This is a genomic window from Marinobacterium marinum (genome assembly GCF_013868415.1).
GTDB classification, from domain to species: domain Bacteria; phylum Pseudomonadota; class Gammaproteobacteria; order Pseudomonadales; family Balneatricaceae; genus Marinobacterium; species Marinobacterium marinum.
Window position 1 is genome coordinate 22,652 of record NZ_JACEMT010000001.1, and the last position, 16,781, is coordinate 39,432.

16 protein-coding genes are annotated in these 16,781 nt (G+C 58.3%); 2 read left to right on the forward strand and 14 right to left on the reverse strand.

Features of this window, described 5'->3' with window-relative positions; translation table 11 throughout:
* Positions 1–114 precede the first annotated feature (114 nt).
* Genes H1S06_RS00105 through rsuA form a run of 3 tightly spaced genes read right to left on the reverse strand, consistent with a single transcriptional unit; the run spans position 115 to position 2,547 of the window.
* A complete protein-coding gene (locus H1S06_RS00105) occupies positions 115–798 on the reverse strand; it encodes a YciC family protein (protein WP_181736258.1) in 684 nt (227 codons plus the stop codon).
* A complete protein-coding gene (locus H1S06_RS00110) occupies positions 795–1,856 on the reverse strand; it encodes a methyltransferase (RefSeq protein WP_181736259.1) in 1,062 nt (353 codons plus the stop codon). The genes H1S06_RS00105 and H1S06_RS00110 overlap by 4 nt, the downstream gene beginning before the upstream one ends.
* A 1-nt stretch (position 1,857) precedes the next feature.
* Positions 1,858–2,547 carry a 16S rRNA pseudouridine(516) synthase RsuA gene (gene rsuA / locus H1S06_RS00115; RefSeq protein ID WP_181736260.1) on the reverse strand — a complete coding sequence of 230 codons (690 nt, stop codon included), beginning with the start codon at positions 2,545–2,547 and terminating at the stop codon, positions 1,858–1,860.
* 123 nt (positions 2,548–2,670) lie between these two features.
* Between rsuA and H1S06_RS00120 the strand changes: the two genes are divergently transcribed.
* A complete protein-coding gene (locus tag H1S06_RS00120; protein WP_181736285.1) occupies positions 2,671–3,507 on the forward strand; it encodes a 6-carboxytetrahydropterin synthase in 837 nt (278 codons plus the stop codon).
* A gap of 67 nt (positions 3,508–3,574) precedes the next feature.
* Here the strand turns inward: H1S06_RS00120 and H1S06_RS00125 are convergent, their stop codons facing one another.
* The 10 genes from H1S06_RS00125 to dksA form a co-directional block, all read right to left on the reverse strand.
* On the reverse strand, positions 3,575–4,756 hold the full coding sequence (locus H1S06_RS00125) for an acetyl-CoA C-acetyltransferase (protein ID WP_181736261.1): 1,182 nt from the start codon (positions 4,754–4,756) through the stop codon (positions 3,575–3,577).
* Positions 4,757–5,017: 261 nt separating this feature from the next.
* Entirely contained in the window at positions 5,018–5,857 is an 840-nt protein-coding gene (gene panC, locus H1S06_RS00130; RefSeq protein WP_181736262.1) for a pantoate--beta-alanine ligase, read from the reverse strand.
* Between the two features lie 2 nt (positions 5,858–5,859).
* Positions 5,860–6,654, reverse strand: a complete 795-nt coding sequence (gene panB / locus H1S06_RS00135; RefSeq protein ID WP_181736263.1) for a 3-methyl-2-oxobutanoate hydroxymethyltransferase — start codon at positions 6,652–6,654, stop codon at positions 5,860–5,862.
* Between the two features lie 52 nt (positions 6,655–6,706).
* Complete coding sequence (gene folK / locus H1S06_RS00140; RefSeq protein ID WP_181736264.1) at positions 6,707–7,189, reverse strand: 2-amino-4-hydroxy-6-hydroxymethyldihydropteridine diphosphokinase; 483 nt, start codon at positions 7,187–7,189, stop codon at positions 6,707–6,709.
* On the reverse strand, positions 7,186–8,637 hold the full coding sequence (pcnB, locus tag H1S06_RS00145) for a polynucleotide adenylyltransferase PcnB (protein WP_181736265.1): 1,452 nt from the start codon (positions 8,635–8,637) through the stop codon (positions 7,186–7,188). The genes folK and pcnB overlap by 4 nt, the downstream gene beginning before the upstream one ends.
* A gap of 517 nt (positions 8,638–9,154) precedes the next feature.
* A complete protein-coding gene (locus tag H1S06_RS00150; protein ID WP_181736266.1) occupies positions 9,155–10,537 on the reverse strand; it encodes a sigma-54-dependent transcriptional regulator in 1,383 nt (460 codons plus the stop codon).
* On the reverse strand, positions 10,534–13,485 hold the full coding sequence (locus H1S06_RS00155; protein WP_181736267.1) for a sensor histidine kinase: 2,952 nt from the start codon (positions 13,483–13,485) through the stop codon (positions 10,534–10,536). Before H1S06_RS00155 ends, H1S06_RS00150 begins: the two co-directional genes overlap by 4 nt.
* Positions 13,475–13,651, reverse strand: coding sequence for a hypothetical protein (locus H1S06_RS00160; RefSeq protein WP_181736268.1), 177 nt, complete (start codon positions 13,649–13,651; stop codon positions 13,475–13,477). Before H1S06_RS00160 ends, H1S06_RS00155 begins: the two co-directional genes overlap by 11 nt.
* A complete protein-coding gene (gene gluQRS / locus H1S06_RS00165; protein WP_181736269.1) occupies positions 13,648–14,568 on the reverse strand; it encodes a tRNA glutamyl-Q(34) synthetase GluQRS in 921 nt (306 codons plus the stop codon). Before gluQRS ends, H1S06_RS00160 begins: the two co-directional genes overlap by 4 nt.
* Positions 14,569–14,622: 54 nt before the next feature.
* A complete protein-coding gene (gene dksA / locus H1S06_RS00170; protein ID WP_181736270.1) occupies positions 14,623–15,054 on the reverse strand; it encodes an RNA polymerase-binding protein DksA in 432 nt (143 codons plus the stop codon).
* A gap of 243 nt (positions 15,055–15,297) precedes the next feature.
* Here dksA and H1S06_RS00175 point away from each other — a divergent pair, with 243 nt between their 5' ends.
* On the forward strand, positions 15,298–16,464 hold the full coding sequence (locus H1S06_RS00175; RefSeq protein WP_181736271.1) for a pyridoxal phosphate-dependent aminotransferase: 1,167 nt from the start codon (positions 15,298–15,300) through the stop codon (positions 16,462–16,464).
* Here H1S06_RS00175 and H1S06_RS00180 read toward each other — a convergent pair.
* A complete protein-coding gene (locus H1S06_RS00180; RefSeq protein WP_181736272.1) occupies positions 16,451–16,780 on the reverse strand; it encodes a Rieske (2Fe-2S) protein in 330 nt (109 codons plus the stop codon). The genes H1S06_RS00175 and H1S06_RS00180 overlap by 14 nt on opposite strands.
* Position 16,781 lies beyond the last annotated feature (1 nt).

The window sequence follows — 16,781 nt, forward strand, 5'->3', positions numbered from 1 at the left end:
GAGCTGATCCAGAGCCCCTGTCGGTGTTACCGGCAGGGGCTTTTTTGTTTTGGCAGGACGGTGAACGGAGGAAAAGGCAGGTACCGAAAGTGGCACTCTGCCTGGGGTGCAAGGTCAGGTCGGCTGGTCGTCGGCTTTCATGACACAGTAGAGACGGTAGGCATAAATGGTGGGGAGTACGCCCAGAAACTGAATCAGTATCGAGACCAGGGTCAGAGCGCCCTGCTGCTCGCGTAGTAGCTCACCGATAAGGGTTTCGAGCAGGAGCAGGCAGCCAAAGAGGAGGGCCATCCCTTGCAGGAGTGGCCAGAAGAAGTCATTGGTTTTGTCCCAGCTGGCTTTCAGGGCGTCGATGGGTCCCATGCCATCCATTACGCAATAAAACTCGGCAAAAGCCAGGCGAATCGCGATATAGATTCCGGGTACGATCAACAGGACCAGGCCGAAAGAGATGGCCAGCACCGACAGCATGTAGGTCAGCAGCAGGCGTCCCCAGCAGGTCATGCTGAGGCTGAGGGCGCGGCTGATGGCCAATGGCTGTCCATGGAGCACAGACTGCAGGTAGAACAGAGTTGCCCCCCAGTAAACCGGCATCAGCGCGAGGTCCAGAGCTGAACTGAGAAAAATGCTCTTTTGCAGCGTTGCGGTTTGGATGTTTTCCAGATTATCGGGCAGCTGCTGGATAACCTGAAACTGTACAAACGCGAGTACAGCCAGGAAGGGCAGTTGGATCAGGGCCAGGCGATTGGCGTGGTTTCGGAAGAAAAACAGGCTTTGGCGCAGATAGTCGAAGGTCATGAGTCTCTCTGAAACTGAAGGTTGATCGGCTGGCGCAGACGAACCAGCTTAAACTGTCCGCTATCCAGGTGCGTGTGTATATCGGCAAACAGGCCAATGGCCTTGCGTTCCAGTGGAATATGCTGGTTGACTACAAAGCAGGCGCTGCCCTTCGCCGACAGCAGACGCCGGGCCGCGTGAAGAAAACGGTCTGTCAGGTCGCCATCAACGGAAAAGCCGCTGTGGAAGGGTGGGTTGCAAAGCAGAACGTCGAAGCCGGGGGATAGTCGATCACCGGCGTCAGCCGCGATAACTTCGGCCTGTTGCAGTCCGGCCTGATCCAGATTATAGCGGCAGGCACGCAGGGCTGCGGCATTGTTATCACTGCAGACCAAGGCCGTTGTGCTATCAGCGACGTTCAGGGCGAGATAGCCGAAACCGCAGCCTAGATCAAGCACTTTACCCGGCAGCGGCAGAGAACTGCCCAGCATGGCAGGCAGCTGCTCGATCAGCAGGGCGCTGCCGCGATCGATCTTGTTCCAGCCGAACAGCCCCGGCTTGGACCAGTATTGGCGTTGGGCATCGGCACAGGCCGGGCGGAGTTCGGAGTAGTGTTGATGATCCGGACACGGGCCTGTTCCGTTGCCTTGGCGGATATGTGCGTGCCAGCTGTTGGGACCCAGCTTCTGTTCCGTGCGTGTGCCTTCGAGGCAGGCTTCGGCCTTGCGGGCGTAGGTTCGAATTCCCTCGCCCTTGTCGCCCAACAGGCTAAGGCTACCGTCTGCACGTAAAAGACGTTGTGCTGCAGTGATCAGATAGTGGACAACGGGCTTCTCCTTGGACACTCGATAGATGATCTGATCGAAGCCTGCCGATGCCAGAGCGGACAAGTCGAAATCACTGAAGTGGGCGTCCCAGCCACACTGCTGCAGGCGCTCAATGACATCGAAACGATTGCCTACAACCAGAACCGCAGGGTTGGCCGGCATATCGAGTTGAATATTTTCGTCTACCAGCCAAAGGGTGGTGCCGGAAGCCTGGCGTAACAGCTGGTTGAGTTCGGTAGTCAGCACGTCCATATCAGATACTGGCAATTTCTTCAGGAGTCAGTTCACGGTACTCGCCGGGCTCCAGCATCTCATCCAGCGTGATGCTGCCAATCTGCTCGCGGTGCAGGGCGACCACCCGGTTGCCAATGGCGGCGAACATGCGCTTGACTTGATGATAACGGCCCTCGTGCAGACAGATACGGGCCTGATGCGCAGACAGAATCTCCAGTTCGGCAGGTTGGGTACGCAGTTTTTCACCTTTCAGCATCAGACCCTCGGCAAAGGTGCGAACCGCATCACTCGGGATGGGGTCAGCGGTATCGACCAGGTAGACCTTGCCGGTTTTGTGATTGGGCGATGCGACACGGTGAGCCCACTGGCCATCGTCGGTCAGCAGCACCAGTCCGGTCGTATCGATATCCAGTCGGCCACAGATATTCAAACGTTCGACGCGGGGCAGTTCCAGCAATGCGAGCACAGTCGGGTGGGTGGGGTCATCGGTGGCACAGATCACTCCTTCCGGCTTGTACAGCATCAGGTAGCGTGTGCGGGGCGCCTCCAGAGGCATTCCCTGGAGATTGATCTCGTCATGTTCGCCAACCTTGCGGCCGGGGTCGCGTTCCGGTACATCATTGACGGTGACCTCGTTTGCATGGAGTAGCCGTTTGACTTCCTTGCGTGAGAAGTCCGTTACCTGAGTAATATATTTATCGAGTCGCATGTGAACCTGCAAACCAGTCAAAAGGTCTAGTATATAGTAGCGGCCAGGGGGACCACAGGGTGTTGTGAAAGCTCCGGTCCAATCCGGTAAAATGGTGCTCTTAATCTGATTGCTGAGGTGTCTGTGAAGCTTTTTGTCGATAACCTGACACATGTCGATTTTTCCTACCTGCATCCCGAACGTGGCCTTCTTGGAGAGTCCTGGGCGGTGCAGCTAGTGCTGGACGGGGGGTTGGATGAGCAGGGCATGATCTGCGACTTCGGTGTGGTCAAGCGCCGGGTCAAGCAGTGGCTGGATACCTATGTCGATCATCGACTGGTCGTGCCAACGGGAATGCCCCGCCTGAAACTCGATACGGTGGCCGGCATGACCGAAGTGAACTGGCAGTATCCCGAAGGGGAACGCTTCTATTGCCGGGCACCCGAACAGGCAATCGCGGCTGTTCCGGTGGCCGAAATTAGTGCGGAAGGCTTGGCCGAGTGGTGTCGCGACCAGTTGCTGGCGCTGTTTCCAGATCAGGTCAAAGGAGTCGAGCTGAAATTCATGCCCGAATCCATTGAGGGGCACTTTTATCATTACAGCCACGGCTTGCAGCAGCATGAGGGTAATTGCCAGCGCATTGCACATGGGCATCGCTCGAGTATCGAGATTTACCGCAACGGGCAGCGAGACGAAGCGCTGGAAGGGGCCTGGGCCGGACATTTCCGGGATATCTATATCGGTACCCGGACTCACCTGCGCAGTGATGCCAATCATGAACACCACTATGCCTATACCGCGCCACAGGGGAATTTTGAACTGATCCTGCCGGCACGTTGCTGTTATCTGATCGACGTTGAAACAACGGTGGAGCAGATTGCGATGTATCTGGCCCGTACGATCAAGGCGGAATATATGCACGATGCCGTGGTTGTAAAGGCATTCGAGGGTATCGGTAAGGGTGCGATCGCGTCCGCCTGAGACCTGTTATTGAAATGCAAACAGCCGCCTTTCAAGGCGGCTGTTTGCGTTCTGCAGGTCGGTGGTTTCAGTCGCGCTCGATTGCCAGCGCGGTACCCATGCCGCCGCCGATGCACAAGGTCGCCAGGCCTTTTTTCGCGTCACGTTTGATCATTTCATGGACCAGACTGACCAGAATGCGGCAGCCTGAAGCGCCGATCGGGTGGCCCAGTGCAATGGCGCCACCATTTACGTTGACGATGTCGGTGTTCCAGCCCAGGTCCTGATTGACAGACATAGCCTGGGCGGCAAAGGCTTCATTGGCTTCGACAAGTTCCAGGTCATCAATGCCCCAGCCGGCTTTTTCCAGCGCCTTGGTGGTTGCGCAGATCGGGCCGGTACCCATGATGGCGGGGTCGACTCCGGCAGAGGCGTAAGCCTTGATGCGTGCCAATGGTTTCAAGCCCAGCGCGTCGGCCTTTTCGGCAGAGCACAGAATGACGGCGGCGGCACCATCATTGATGGTGGAGCTGTTACCGGCGGTTACGGTGCCGTCCTTCTTGAAGGCCGGGCGCAGTTTTCCCAGGGCTTCAGCAGTGCAACCGAAACGGGGTTGTTCGTCGGTATCGAAGACGATTGGGTCACCCTTGCGCTGCGGGATGCTGACCGGAATGATTTCGTCCTTGAAGCGACCTGAGGTTACCGCCGCTTCGGCCTTGTTTTGTGAGGCGCTGGCAAAAGCATCCTGCTGTTCACGGGTAAAACCGTATTTGTCGACGATATTCTCGGTGGTGATGCCCATGTGGTAGTTGTTGAAGGCGTCCCAGAGGCCGTCATTGATCATGGAGTCGACCATTTTCCAGTCGCCCATGCGGGCCCCGTTACGGGAGTTGGGGAGGATATGCGGTGACTGTGACATGCTTTCCTGGCCACCGGCAATCACAACATCGGCGTCGCCACAGCGGATGGCCTGGGTTGCCAGCTGCAGCGCCTTGAGGCCGGAACCGCAGACCTTATTGATGGTCATGGCGGGCACTTCCTGCGGTATGCCTGCGTTGATCATCGCCTGACGTGCAGGGTTCTGGCCGCAGCCGGCGGTCAATACTTGACCGAGAATGACTTCGTCCACTTCTGCCGGGTTCAGCCCGGTCTGCTCAAGCAGCCCCTCGATAACCCTGGTGCCGATAGAAGCGGCGGTCAGGGAAGCGAGAGAACCATTGAATGCACCAACCGCCGTGCGTCCGGCAGCAACAATAACAACATCGCGCATAATCAGAGTGCCTCTTTTGTTTGTATCATTATTGATCCTGTACCCATGCTAGAGCGGCTTGGTGACCGGGAAGTTGCATATATTCGGGTACGACACAGGCCTGGGTCGGCGCCGTGGCGCTTGACTTGGAAGTCTTTCGAGTCTGCGTGATGCGGGAAGGGAGTGTCAAGTAGCGAAAAGGACTAATTTGTGCGTTGCACAAAACGGCCTGACCAAGAGCAGAATCAGGCCGTTTTAACGGGCGACCGGCGGCAGCCCTGGTCAGATCTCGATATTGTCGATTAGACGAGCGCGCCCAAGGAACGCGGCGGCCAATACCACCTTGTCATCTGCGGGGCTGGCGGGTAGCAGAGTATCGCGGTTCAGAATGCGATAAAAGTCACGGCGGAACCCCGCGTTTTCCAGGGTCTTCTGGGCCTGCTCTTCCAGCAGCGGAAAATCGGTACTGCCCTGACGGACTGCATCGGCGGTCAGTTGCAGGGTTTGTTGCAGTACAGCAGCGGCAGTCAGTTCATCCTGTGTCAGATAGCCGTTTCGTGAACTCAGTGCCAAACCACTCTCGGCGCGTACCGTTGGTACACCGATAATGTCGACCGGTATGCACAGGTCGCGCACCATCTTCCGGATGACGGCCACCTGTTGATAATCCTTCAGGCCGAATACGGCCACATCCGGTTGTACCATGTTGAACAGCTTGCAGACTACGGTGCTAACGCCGCGGAAATGGCCGGGGCGGCTGACGCCACAGTGGATATCGGACAAACCGGGAACCTCCACCAGCGTTTGTGCGGCCTGACCATCCGGGTAGACTTCGCTGACGGTGGGGGCAAACAGCAGATGACAGCCGACGGAAGCCAGTTTCTGCTGGTCTTCAGTCAGGGTGCGCGGATAACTGTCCAGGTCTTCGTTAGGACCGAACTGCAAGGGGTTAACGAAGATGCTGGTGATGACGATGTCCGCATGCTGAAGCGCTGTCTGTACCAGGCTCAGATGTCCCTGATGCAGGTTGCCCATGGTGGGGACCAGGGCGATTCGCTTGTCGGCCAGGCGGTGCTCGCGCACCGCTGCACGTAGTTCAGCGAGGGTGTGTATCGCGTACATTGTTAATTGAATCCGTGTTCTTCGGCAGGGAACTGACCGTTGCGTACCTGTTCGCCGTACAGGCGGAAGGCATCCTGGATGCTGTTGGCTTCGGGCATGAAATTCTTGACGAATTTGGGTACTCGGCCGGTCGTGATGCCGAGCATGTCGTGCATCACGAGAACCTGCGCATCGGTGTGCTGACCGGCACCGATACCGATGACCGGGATATCCACGTTACGGGTGATTTCCTGAGCCAGCAGGGAAGGTACACATTCCAGCAGGAGCATGCTGGCACCGGCCTGTTCCAGCCGCTTGGCGTCTTCCAGCATTTTCAGCGCGGAATGTTCGTCACGCCCTTGTACCCGGTAACCGCCCAGTTTGTTGACGGCTTGCGGCGTCAAGCCCAAGTGGGCGCAGACAGGCACGCCGCGCTCGGCCAGAAGGCTGACACTGTCACATAGCCAATCGCCTCCTTCCAGCTTGACGATTTGTGCCCCGGCCTGCATCAGGGCCGCCGCACTGTCCATGGCCTGTTCGGGCGTGGCATAGCTCATGAAGGGCAGGTCGGCCATGATCATCGCACCCTGATTGCCACGGGCAACGCAGGCGGTGTGATAGACCATTTCTTCGACGGTAACGGGCAGGGTGCTGTCCTGTCCTTGCAATACCATGCCGAGTGAGTCGCCGACGAGGATCATCTCGATGCCGGCACTGCTGACCAGGTGCGAGAATGTCGCGTCGTAGGCGGTCAATACGGCAAACTTTTCACCCGCCTGTTTACGGGCGTTCAGGGTATGCAGCGTGATGTTACTCATAGCATTCTCTTTGTTATCAATGAGACGCCGATCCAGTTCGGCCTTGAGCGGATTATAGCGATATCCTTTCCAGTGTGCCCAGTGGACAATGGATTAGATGTGAGGATAACGCCGAGCCGTCGGGCAGGCGGAGCTCGGGGGTGATTTCGGCCAGGGGCCAGAGCACAAAATTGCGCTCCAGCATCCAGGCATGAGGTACTGTAAGGCGTTCGGTTGCGAGTGTCAGGTTTGCAAACAACAGAATATCCAGGTCCAGCGTTCTGGGGCCCCAGTGGATCTTGCGGACCCGCTGGTGTGCCTGCTCGATTGCCTGCAGAGCATCCAGCAGCTGTTCGGGCTCCAGCGCGGTATCCAGCGCGGCAACCGCGTTGATGTAATCCGGCTGGCCTGGCGGGCCGACCGGATCTGAGCGGTAGAGTGAGGAGTGAGCAATGACCCGAGTATGCGGGATATGGTCCAGCTCCTGCAAAGCGTCACGGACCTGTTGGTGCGGATCTTCAAGGTTGCTGCCCAGGCCGATATAGGCGCGTCTCACATCGGTTTCTCCTGGTTGTGTTCGCTATTCGGAGTGTGTTTGCGTGGTCGACGGCGACGTTTGCGCTTGGGTTTGTCGTCCTGATTGGATGGCATCATTTCCCGGCGATTGACCGGGTTAGCTACCTGATAATCGGTCCACCACTGCCCCAGCCCGTTCAGATCTTCGCCGCTGCTTTCACGCAGCAACAGCAGGTCATAGGCGGCGCGGAAGCGCGGGTGCTCCATCAACTGGTCCGCTTTTTTGCCCTGACGGCGTGGCAGGCGCAGTTGCAGTTCCCAGATTTCGCGTACCGGGGTGGAGAAGCGGCGCGGGATGGCCGTGCATTTCACCTGTTCGCCCAGTACCTGATTGGCGGCTTCGTGCAGCAATGGCAAGGGCGGAAGGTCGGAAGTGGGTTCCAGTTCACGGATGCGTTGCTGCAGGGGGTACCAGAGCAGAGCGGCAAACAGGAATGCGGGTGTGACGCTCTTGCCTTGAGCCAGGCGACGGTCCGTGTTGCCCAGTGCATTGATGATCAGCGTTTCAACCGGCAGCGTATCGTCTTCCAGCGCCAGATCGGTCAGCGGGAACAGGTATTGGAACAGGCCGAAGCGCTGCAGTTGGCGATAGGAGGCTTCGCCGTGTCCGCTCTGCAGCAGCTTGAGAACTTCGTCAAACAAGCGTGCCGGGGATACGTTGCGCATCAGGCCGGCCAGGTCTCGAATGGGATTGGCGGTGTCCGGGTCGAGGTCAAAGTTCAGTTTTGCAGCAAAGCGTGCAGCCCTGAGCATGCGTACGGGGTCTTCACGGTAGCGTGCATTGGCGTCGCCAATCATGCGCAAGCGGTTGTTTTTCAGATCATCATAGCCGCCGGCGAAGTCGAGAATACTGTGATCCTTGGCATCATAGTAGAGCGCGTTGACGGTGAAGTCGCGCCGCAGGGCGTCTTCTTCAATGGTGCCGTAGACATTGTCGCGCAGGATCATGCCGGTGTCGGCTGTGCGCGCCTGATCACGGTTGACTTCATCCTGATCATGGGAGGCCCGGAAGGTGGCGACTTCGATGACTTCCCGTCCAAAGCGGACATGTAAAAGCTTGAAGCGTCGTCCGATCAGGCGGCCGCGCCGGAACAGCTCTTCGGCTTCTTCCGGATGTGCGGAGGTAGCGATGTCAAAGTCCTTGGGCTTGAGTCCCCGCAGCAGGTCTCGTATGCAGCCGCCCACCAGGTAGCCCTCGTAACCGGCATCTTCCAGTCGATACACCACTTTCATTGCGTTGTCGTCGAGATAGCGGCGCGGGATCTGGTGTTCGGATTCGGGGATGCGGCGGTACGGCAGCGTGTCGGTGCCGGAGGTTGAGGGCATGTCGGTGTCCCTGGTGGCTGTGCCGGAGCGCTTGCGGATCAGTATCCAGGCGGTCAAAGCGGCAACGAGCACTGCACAAATGATCAATAGAGTGGTCGGCATGGGTCGAACGGTGTCCCTGTCTGTAACGTCATCACGGTTGGCGCATCATAACACCTGGTTCCACTTAGGGCATAAGATTCGGTGTTGTTCGATACGGGTAAACGGATCAGGTAGCGTGTTGCAGGGAGTGTGGAAGGAGAGGAGTGGGGTGTCGGTCGTAAAGTGGCAACATTAAACTTAGCTTGTTGTTGTTGTTCCTAAGAGCACTGATTGGGGAGCGCTGCAGTGCCACTTTAACGACCGACTAAGCCTCATTATTATTTTTATTCGAGGCGGTTCACTCGTCGGCATGACCTGTTTTTATTTTTATTGCTGGTCAGGCTTCAGGGTGTGCGTTGTTGTTGTTCTGCCAAATATACTGCAGTTGCCGTGCCAGTTTTCTTAACTATTTGTTTTATAAGGAAAATGGTTTTTTGAGTCGGTTTTTTGTCTCTAAAAACACAACAGAGTGTTACTTGAATATACACGAATAAAGGGATGTGGGTATTTAGGTAACACTTTGGAGTGTTACCGGTTGTTACCCTTTGGGTTTGCGGGGAATCCCCAGTTTCTGGCGCCGCTCCCACAGGTTCTTGCGGCTGATGCCCAGTGTCTTGGCCAGCTCGGTCTCGCTCATCTGGTCCTGGTTTTCCAGCACAAAGCGCTGGAAGTAGTCATCCAGCGACAGGTCGGTCCGCGGGCGCTCGAGTTCATAGGGTGCTGGTTGCCCGTGTGATTCACGGTATTGGCTTTCCAGTTCAGACAGACTGTGCGGGTCCATTTCCAACCCCAACAGTTCGGGTGTAATCGATATGCCATCGGTCAGGATAACGGCACGCTCGATGGCATTTTCCAGTTCGCGTACATTTCCGGGCCAATGGTAACCGCGTAACAGGCGACGGGCTTCGGCGCTGAAGCTGAGCGTCTCACACCCCAGCTTCTGGCACTGTTTGTCGAGAAAGGCCTGCGCCAGTTCAAGAATATCGTCCTCGCGCTCGCGCAGAGGGGGCATGCGCAGTTCCATGACGTACAGACGATAGTAAAGGTCTTCACGGAATTGTCCCGAGCGGGCGCGGTTTTTGAGATCGCGGTGAGTGGCAGCGATCAGGCGGACATCCACATTGAGAGGCTGTACGGCACCTACGCGGCGAATTTCACCCTCCTGCAGGAAGCGCAGCAAACGGGCCTGGGCTTCCAGTGGCAGCTCGCCAATTTCATCCAGAAACAGGGTGCCGCCATCTGCAGCTTCGATCAGGCCGCTGCGACTGCTGGTCGCACCGGTGAAGGCCCCTTTTTCATGGCCGAACAATTCGGACTCGATCAGGGTCTCGGGGATAGCGGCGCAGTTCACGCAGATCATTGGCTTGTCGGCGCGGGTGCTTTGTTCGTGAATCGAGCGTGCCGCCAGCTCCTTGCCTGTCCCCGATTCACCGAGAATCAATACCGTCGCATCGGTGCGGGCAACCTTGGCAATGCGACGGTATAGCTCCTGCATGGCCTGACAGGAACCGATAATATGCGTACCCCCCGAACCATCGGCCAGAGCTTCGCCGGGGGGAGTTGGTGCCGTCAGCTGTTGGGCCAGTGTTCCGGCAACGGTGCTGAGCATTTCGTCATGGTCGAACGGCTTGGCAATATAGTCGACGGCACCAAGCTTCATGGCATCCACGGCCGAGCGCAGGCTGGCATAACTGGTCATGATCAGAACCGGTACCCCGGCCGCCAGTTCGATCAAGTCTGTGCCCGGAGCACCGGGCAGGCGCAGGTCGGAAATGATCAGGTCAAACGTATCCAGACGGAAGCGGGCTGTTGCATCGGTTACAGACTCGGCATCGCTGACATCGTAATCGTTTTTTTCCAGCAGGCGCTTCAGTGCGGCACGGATGATACTTTCATCCTCAACAATCAGAATTCGACTCATCCGGACAAACCTTCTCCATCTGCTTCCGGCCGCTCAGGGAGTGCAGAACCCTGCAGCCGGGGTAAGGTGATAATGACCCGAGTGCCGTTGTTCTGTTTCTTGTTGGCCGGACTCACAATTTCGATACTACCATAGTGCTGAGTAATGATGTTGTAGACCAAAGGCAGACCCAGGCCGGTTCCCTTGCCGGGTTCCTTGGTGGTAAAGAAGGGTTCGAACAGGTGGTCCTGATGTTCGGCCGGGATGCCGTAGCCTTCGTCGGTAATCATCAGGCGGCTGCTGTGCTCGTTCATATCCGAGTCGATTCGAATCACGCTTTCGGCAGGTGAGGCATCGCTGGCATTATTGAGCAGGTTGACGAACACCTGTAGCAGCAGCTGCAGATCGCCCTGGATCAGCAGAGTCTGGTCTACGGCGTTGATGAAATGTTGCTGGCGGCCGTGACGATCCAGAGCGGCCAGGTGAATGGCCTCGTCAATACAGGTATGCAGTCGGATCGGTTCCATGTGCCCGGGACCGTCCTGACGTCCGGTATGCGCAAAGCGAACCAGTGACTGTACGATGCGGCTGATGCGGCGGGTCTGGTCGACGATCTGATCGCCGGTTTCCAGTACTTCCGGCTGTTCGGTTTCCAGTTTCAGATTTTGTGCCAGGCAGGCGATACCGGTCACCGGGTTACCGATTTCATGTGCGACCCCGGCGGCAAAGCGCCCAATGGATGCCAGGCGTTCGCTGTGTGCGAGTTTGCGGGCCATGAGCAGGTGCTGGGTTTCTTCTTCCACCAGCAGGACCATGCCTTGGGCGGGGGTGTCGTCCAAGCGGGCCTTGTGCAGGCTGAACCAGCGCTGTGCGCCGTTCAGTTCAAGACATTCGGCACTCTGGTGCAGGGCATCGGCTGCTGCAAAGCGGGCCAGGAAGTCGGACCAGGGCGAAGGCAGCTGGTCCAGACGGAGTCCCGGTGCCTGGTCTGAGCTCAACTCGGTGCAGGTTTCCAGTTCGGCATTCCAGAACAGAATGCGCTGTTCGGCATCGAGGGTGCAAACGCCAATAGGGAGTCGTTGCAGGGTAGCGCGGTGGTAACGGCGCAGTTGATCCAGCTCGGCGGCCAGCCCCGACAGACGCTGATCGTATGCCTCCAGTTGTTGTTCCAGCAGGTGCACGTTGCGGGCCTTGAAACCGCTGTTGTTGCCGGGCGTATCCAGAGGCTGCAGCAGGGCTGCGGCCTCGACCGGTCCCAGCAGGCCGGACAGGTTCTGCTCCAGGCGGGCGCGCAGGCGCAGACTGTCCAGAGGTGCAAGCCGACCGCTTGGCAGTTGCAGTTCGCGCAGGGCACGGCGTACTTCACGTTGGGCCGGGCGCTCGCCCAGACGGGGAGTGAGTCGATTGACAAAGTCGGCATTGCTTTGGACCTGAATGCCCTGCCCGGTGGGATGCGGCAGGGCATTCAGCAGACAGGCTTCGGCCGCCTGGCGCTCTTCGCGGCGGCCGGGAAACAGAAGTGAGGTGACAACCAGTGTCAGGCTGTTGGCCAGTAGGGAAATCAGTGCGACCGGATAGCTGGACAGGGCCGTGGTGCTACTGTCGGGCTCACTCTGCAGCGCGACGCTCATCATGGGCAGGAGCAGGCCCAGTGCCCAGATGCCAAAACCGACTCCGACGCCGGCCAGAAAGCCATTGCGGCTGGCACCGGGCCAGTACAAGGTCACCAGAATGCCGGGCAGAAATTGCAGGAAGGCCACAAAGGCCAGCAGTCCCAGTTGGCTCAGGGCAAAGCGGTTGCCGATAAAATGAAAAAACAGATAGCTGCCCAACAGCACGGCAAGGATGATCAGGCGTCGTACCCAGAGTAGCCAGGCATAAAAGCGTACATTGTCCGGGACACGTACCAGCGGGAGGACTACATGGTTTTGCAGCATGGAGGCAAGGGCAACGGTCGCGACAATAATGATACCGCTGGCGGCGGACAGGCCGCCAATGAAGGCCAGCAGGCTCATCCATGGCAGCTGCAGTGTTTGTCCCAACTGCAGCACCATGTATTCGGGGTTGTCGATGGCATCGCTCTTGATGGCGGCCCAGAGAATGGGGGGCACGGCCAGAGCCAGCAGCAACAGTAACAGCGGCAGTCCCCAGCTGGCGCGATACAGACTTTCGGTGGGCAGGTTTTCAGTAAAGGCGACATGGAACATGTGAGGCATGACGATAGCACAGGCAAAGAAGGCCAGCAGCAGGACTTGCCAGTGATCGGCCGGAGGCTGCTGCAGGCGCTGCAGCTGTTCCGGATTGGCAGCCAGCCAGTCGGCCAGCCCGCTCGGTCCATCCAGTACGACAAAAAAGGCGTAGCCGGCGATGGCCAGCAGAGCAACCAGTTTGACTAAAGACTCGGTGGCGATGGCGACGATCAGGCCGTTATGGCTGTTGCGCAGGGAGGCGTGACGTGCGCCAAACAGGATGGTAAACAGAGCGATCACGGCACAAAATACCAGGGCGGCCTGGTGTGATGACACGTGGGGCGTCAGCATGGGCAGGGATGCAGCCAGCGCCTGAATTTGGATGGATAGCAATGGCAGGCTGATGAACAGCATCAGCAGGGTGGTCAGGGTGCCGACGCGGCCGCTGCGGAAACGGAAGGCGAAGAGGTCGGCCAGTGAGCTCAACTGATGGCGTCGTGTAATGCGGAGAATTGGAATCAGCACCACTGGTGCCAGCAGAAAGGCCGCCGACCCGCCCAAATAGGAAATCAGATAGAGGTAGCCTGATTGGTAGGCCACGCCAAAAATGCCATAAAACGTCCAGGCGCTGGCAAATACGCCAAGCGCCAGAACGTGCACGATCGGGTGACGGATCAGGCGTTCGGGCAGGTATTTGCGTTCGGTGAGCCAGGCCGCGCCGAACAGTACCAGCAGGTAGCCGCATCCGAACAGCAGCAGGGTCGAAAGGTCAAAGTTCATGATGTCGGTGCCGCCATTCGATGGCTGCTGCCGTTAGAATCAGCAGTGCCCAGATCAGGAAAGGAGTCAGCCAGTGTGCGTGACCGAACAGCCACCAGTTGATGCCGGCCGGGGCAAGCAGCAGAGCGATGAGGGTCAGCAACAACAGCAGCCGCTGGCGGATCATGGTGTGCCTGGCTGGTCAGGTGGCTGAACCCTAGGCACGCCTTCGGGTGTCAGTTGCATGGCTGCAGGTATGTTGTCCAGGCGCCAGTGTGTTCGGGCCCAGGTGAGCAGTTCCGTCGGACTTGCAGCAAGGAACTCTGCCGGTGGCTGCTGTCCCAGCAGCCTGAGTGCCTTGAACAGCAAGGCCTGGCGTTCTACCGGATCAATGGCGGGAGCCAAATTCTGTTTGCTGAGTTTCTGGCCCTGAGGGTTGGTAATAACCGGGATGTGGGCATAACGGGGCTGTGGGTAACCAAGCTGCCGCTGCAGTTCGTTCTGATGTGGTGTTTCGTCGATCAGGTCGCTGCCACGCAGTATTTCGGTAATGCCCTGTTCGGCATCATCGACCACGACTGCCAACTGGTAGGCAAACAGGCCGTCGCGTCTGAAAACGGTAAAGTCGCCCTGGTGGGCGCTCCAGTGATACCGGCGCCGTCCCTGGATGCGGTCGATGAACTGGTGGTCGGTTTGTGTATGCTGCACTCGGTAGGCCGCTGTGGTCGTATCGACGGGGGGATGACGCAGGCAGTGTCCGTCGTAGCCATGTGACAGCAGTCGTGCTCGCAGTTGCTTTCGGCTGCAGGTACAGGGGTAGGCTGTTCCGAGGCGAATCAGCTGCTGCAGGGCCTCATGGTATAGGTCATGTCGCTGGCTTTGGTAGACCACCGGGCCATCCCAATGCAGACCAAAGGCATCCAGGGTATAGAGAATCGAATCGGCAGCACCAGGTTGCTCACGGGGTGGATCGATATCTTCGATACGCAGCAGCCAGCGGCCGTTGCGGGCACGAATGTCCAGATAGCTGGCCAGGGCGGCCAGCAGTGAGCCAAAGTGGAGCGGACCGGTAGGAGAAGGGGCAAAACGTCCGATACAGGGCACGGTGAGCTCTCCAGCCAGTGGGCCGAGGTGCCGGGGGCCCCTCGGCATCCGGCATCAGCGGCCGATCTGTTTTTCCTTGATCTCGGCAAGGGTCTTGCAATCAATGCAGAGGGTCGCGGTCGGGCGGGCTTCCAGGCGGCGAATGCCAATCTCGACGCCGCAGGCCTCGCAATAGCCGTAGTCGTCCTCGTCGATGCTTTCGAGAGCTTCGTCGATCTTGCGAATCAGTTTGCGCTCACGGTCGCGGGTGCGCAGTTCCAGACTGAATTCTTCTTCCTGGCTGGCACGGTCGCTTGGGTCTGCAAAGTTGGATGCTTCTTCTTTCAGGTGAGTGATGGTGCTGTCGACTTCTTCCATCAGCTCGCGTTTCCAGGCAAGCAGAATTCTGCGGAAATGATCTTTCTGCGCTTCATTCATGTACTCTTCGCCGTTATCCAGCGGGTAGGGCTCGAAATGCATGAACTGGGTATCGTTTGTTTTCGGCATTGGCGCAGCCTCACGTCATTGGGGGTTCGGAAGCGTGCAGAGCGCTATTGCTCTGGCCCTGCGCCCCTGATATGGGAACACTATGGTGCTTTAAAAGCCGGTGAAAGTACCAGAAGCCCATCCTTTAGGCTAGACCCCTTTCGGGTTTTTGCCATCTGCTTGATCGGCTGCAGGCCCTCCGCGGCATACAGCTACGACGAATGTCTATATACTTCGGCACGTATTGAAGGGAGAAACAGAACGATGAATACTGGCTGGACGGAACGGGCGCGGGAAATCGACTCGTTCAAGGTGATGGATCTGCTCAAGCGTGCCGCCGAACTGGATGCCGCAGGGCATGACGTGGTGCATATGGAAGCCGGTGAGCCCGATTTCCCCACGGCGGAGCCTATCCTGCAAGCGGCTCGTATCGCGCTGGCCGGCGGCGAGGTGCGTTATACCCCGGCGGGCGGTATTCCCCGCCTGCGTGCGGCAATTGCCGATTTTTATCAGCAGCGTTATGACGTCAGCATCACGCCACGGCAGGTACTGGTGACGGCGGGTGCCTCGGGCGCTTTGCTGCTGGCCTTTGCCTTGCTGGCACCACCGGGTGGCCGCTTCCTGCTGGCGGACCCGGGATATCCCTGTAACCGGCAGTTTTTGCGTTTGCTGGAAGCGCGGGGGCAGCTGGTGCCCGTGGGGCCTGAAACCAACTACCAGCTGACACCTGAACTGATTGAGCGGCATTGGCAGGACGACACGGCCGGTGTACTGCTGGCATCTCCGTCCAACCCGACCGGCTCGGTGGTGCCTGCCGACCAGCTGGCAGCAATTGCCCGGACGGTGGAGCGGCAGGGAGGAGCGCTGATTGTTGACGAAATCTATCACGGTTTGACCTATGGCTTTGATGCCGAGACCGTGCTGAGTGCTGCGCCGAATGCAGTTGTATTGAACAGTTTTTCCAAGTATTTCGGTATGACGGGCTGGCGTCTGGGGTGGCTGGTTGCCGAAGAAGCCGCCGTCGCTGAAATGGAAAAAATTGCCCAGAACCTGTTTATTTCGCCCCCGACCCTGTCACAGCAGGCCGCACTGGCGGCGTTTGAGCCGCAAACGCTGGCCATTTTCGAGCAGCGCCGGGCCGCTTTTGCCGAGCGCCGTGACCGTTTGGTCGAGGGACTGCGCCAGTTGGGTTTTGGTATCCCGTTAATGCCTGAAGGGGCGTTTTATGTCTATGCCGATGCCTCCCATCTGACCGATGACAGCTATGCTTATTGCTGGTCGCTGCTGGAAGAGGATTTTCTGGCCGTGACGCCGGGGGCCGATTTTGGCTGCAATCATCCGGAACGCTATATCCGCTTTTCCTACACCACTGGCCTGGATCGCATTGAGCTGGCACTGCAGCGACTGCAGCAGCGCATCAAGCGCGGCTGAGATAGACCTTCCCGTCCCTGACTGTGCAGGGCAGTGCTTCCAGCTGTTCGCCAGGACAGGGACCGGCGACGCAGATACCGTCCTGGATGCCGAACAGTGCGCCGTGGGTAGCGCACTGGATAAACTGCTTTTCGTGGTCGAGAAATTGATGTGGCTGCCACTCCAGTCGAATGCCTCGATGAGGACAGCTGTTTCTCCAGGCCAGTATCTGGTCGTCACGGCGCAGGACCAGCAGGGCGGTGCCGTCGTCCAATTCGAAGCCGCGCCCCTCGATCGGGTCCAGCTCATCAAGGTGGCACAGTACAATTTCGCTCATG

Coding starts and splice junctions, on each gene's coding strand:
- H1S06_RS00180 (WP_181736272.1), bottom strand. CDS start 16,780: ATGAGCGAAATTGTACTGTGCCACCTTGATGAGCTGGACCCGATCGAG.
- pcnB (WP_181736265.1), bottom strand. CDS start 8,637: ATGCCGACCACTCTATTGATCATTTGTGCAGTGCTCGTTGCCGCTTTG.
- H1S06_RS00150 (WP_181736266.1), bottom strand. CDS start 10,537: ATGAGTCGAATTCTGATTGTTGAGGATGAAAGTATCATCCGTGCCGCA.
- H1S06_RS00125 (WP_181736261.1), bottom strand. CDS start 4,756: ATGCGCGATGTTGTTATTGTTGCTGCCGGACGCACGGCGGTTGGTGCA.
- panC (WP_181736262.1), bottom strand. CDS start 5,857: ATGTACGCGATACACACCCTCGCTGAACTACGTGCAGCGGTGCGCGAG.
- H1S06_RS00110 (WP_181736259.1), bottom strand. CDS start 1,856: ATGGACGTGCTGACTACCGAACTCAACCAGCTGTTACGCCAGGCTTCC.
- H1S06_RS00175 (WP_181736271.1), top strand. CDS start 15,298: ATGAATACTGGCTGGACGGAACGGGCGCGGGAAATCGACTCGTTCAAG.
- panB (WP_181736263.1), bottom strand. CDS start 6,654: ATGAGTAACATCACGCTGCATACCCTGAACGCCCGTAAACAGGCGGGT.
- dksA (WP_181736270.1), bottom strand. CDS start 15,054: ATGCCGAAAACAAACGATACCCAGTTCATGCATTTCGAGCCCTACCCG.
- H1S06_RS00105 (WP_181736258.1), bottom strand. CDS start 798: ATGACCTTCGACTATCTGCGCCAAAGCCTGTTTTTCTTCCGAAACCAC.
- H1S06_RS00160 (WP_181736268.1), bottom strand. CDS start 13,651: ATGATCCGCCAGCGGCTGCTGTTGTTGCTGACCCTCATCGCTCTGCTG.
- H1S06_RS00155 (WP_181736267.1), bottom strand. CDS start 13,485: ATGAACTTTGACCTTTCGACCCTGCTGCTGTTCGGATGCGGCTACCTG.
- rsuA (WP_181736260.1), bottom strand. CDS start 2,547: ATGCGACTCGATAAATATATTACTCAGGTAACGGACTTCTCACGCAAG.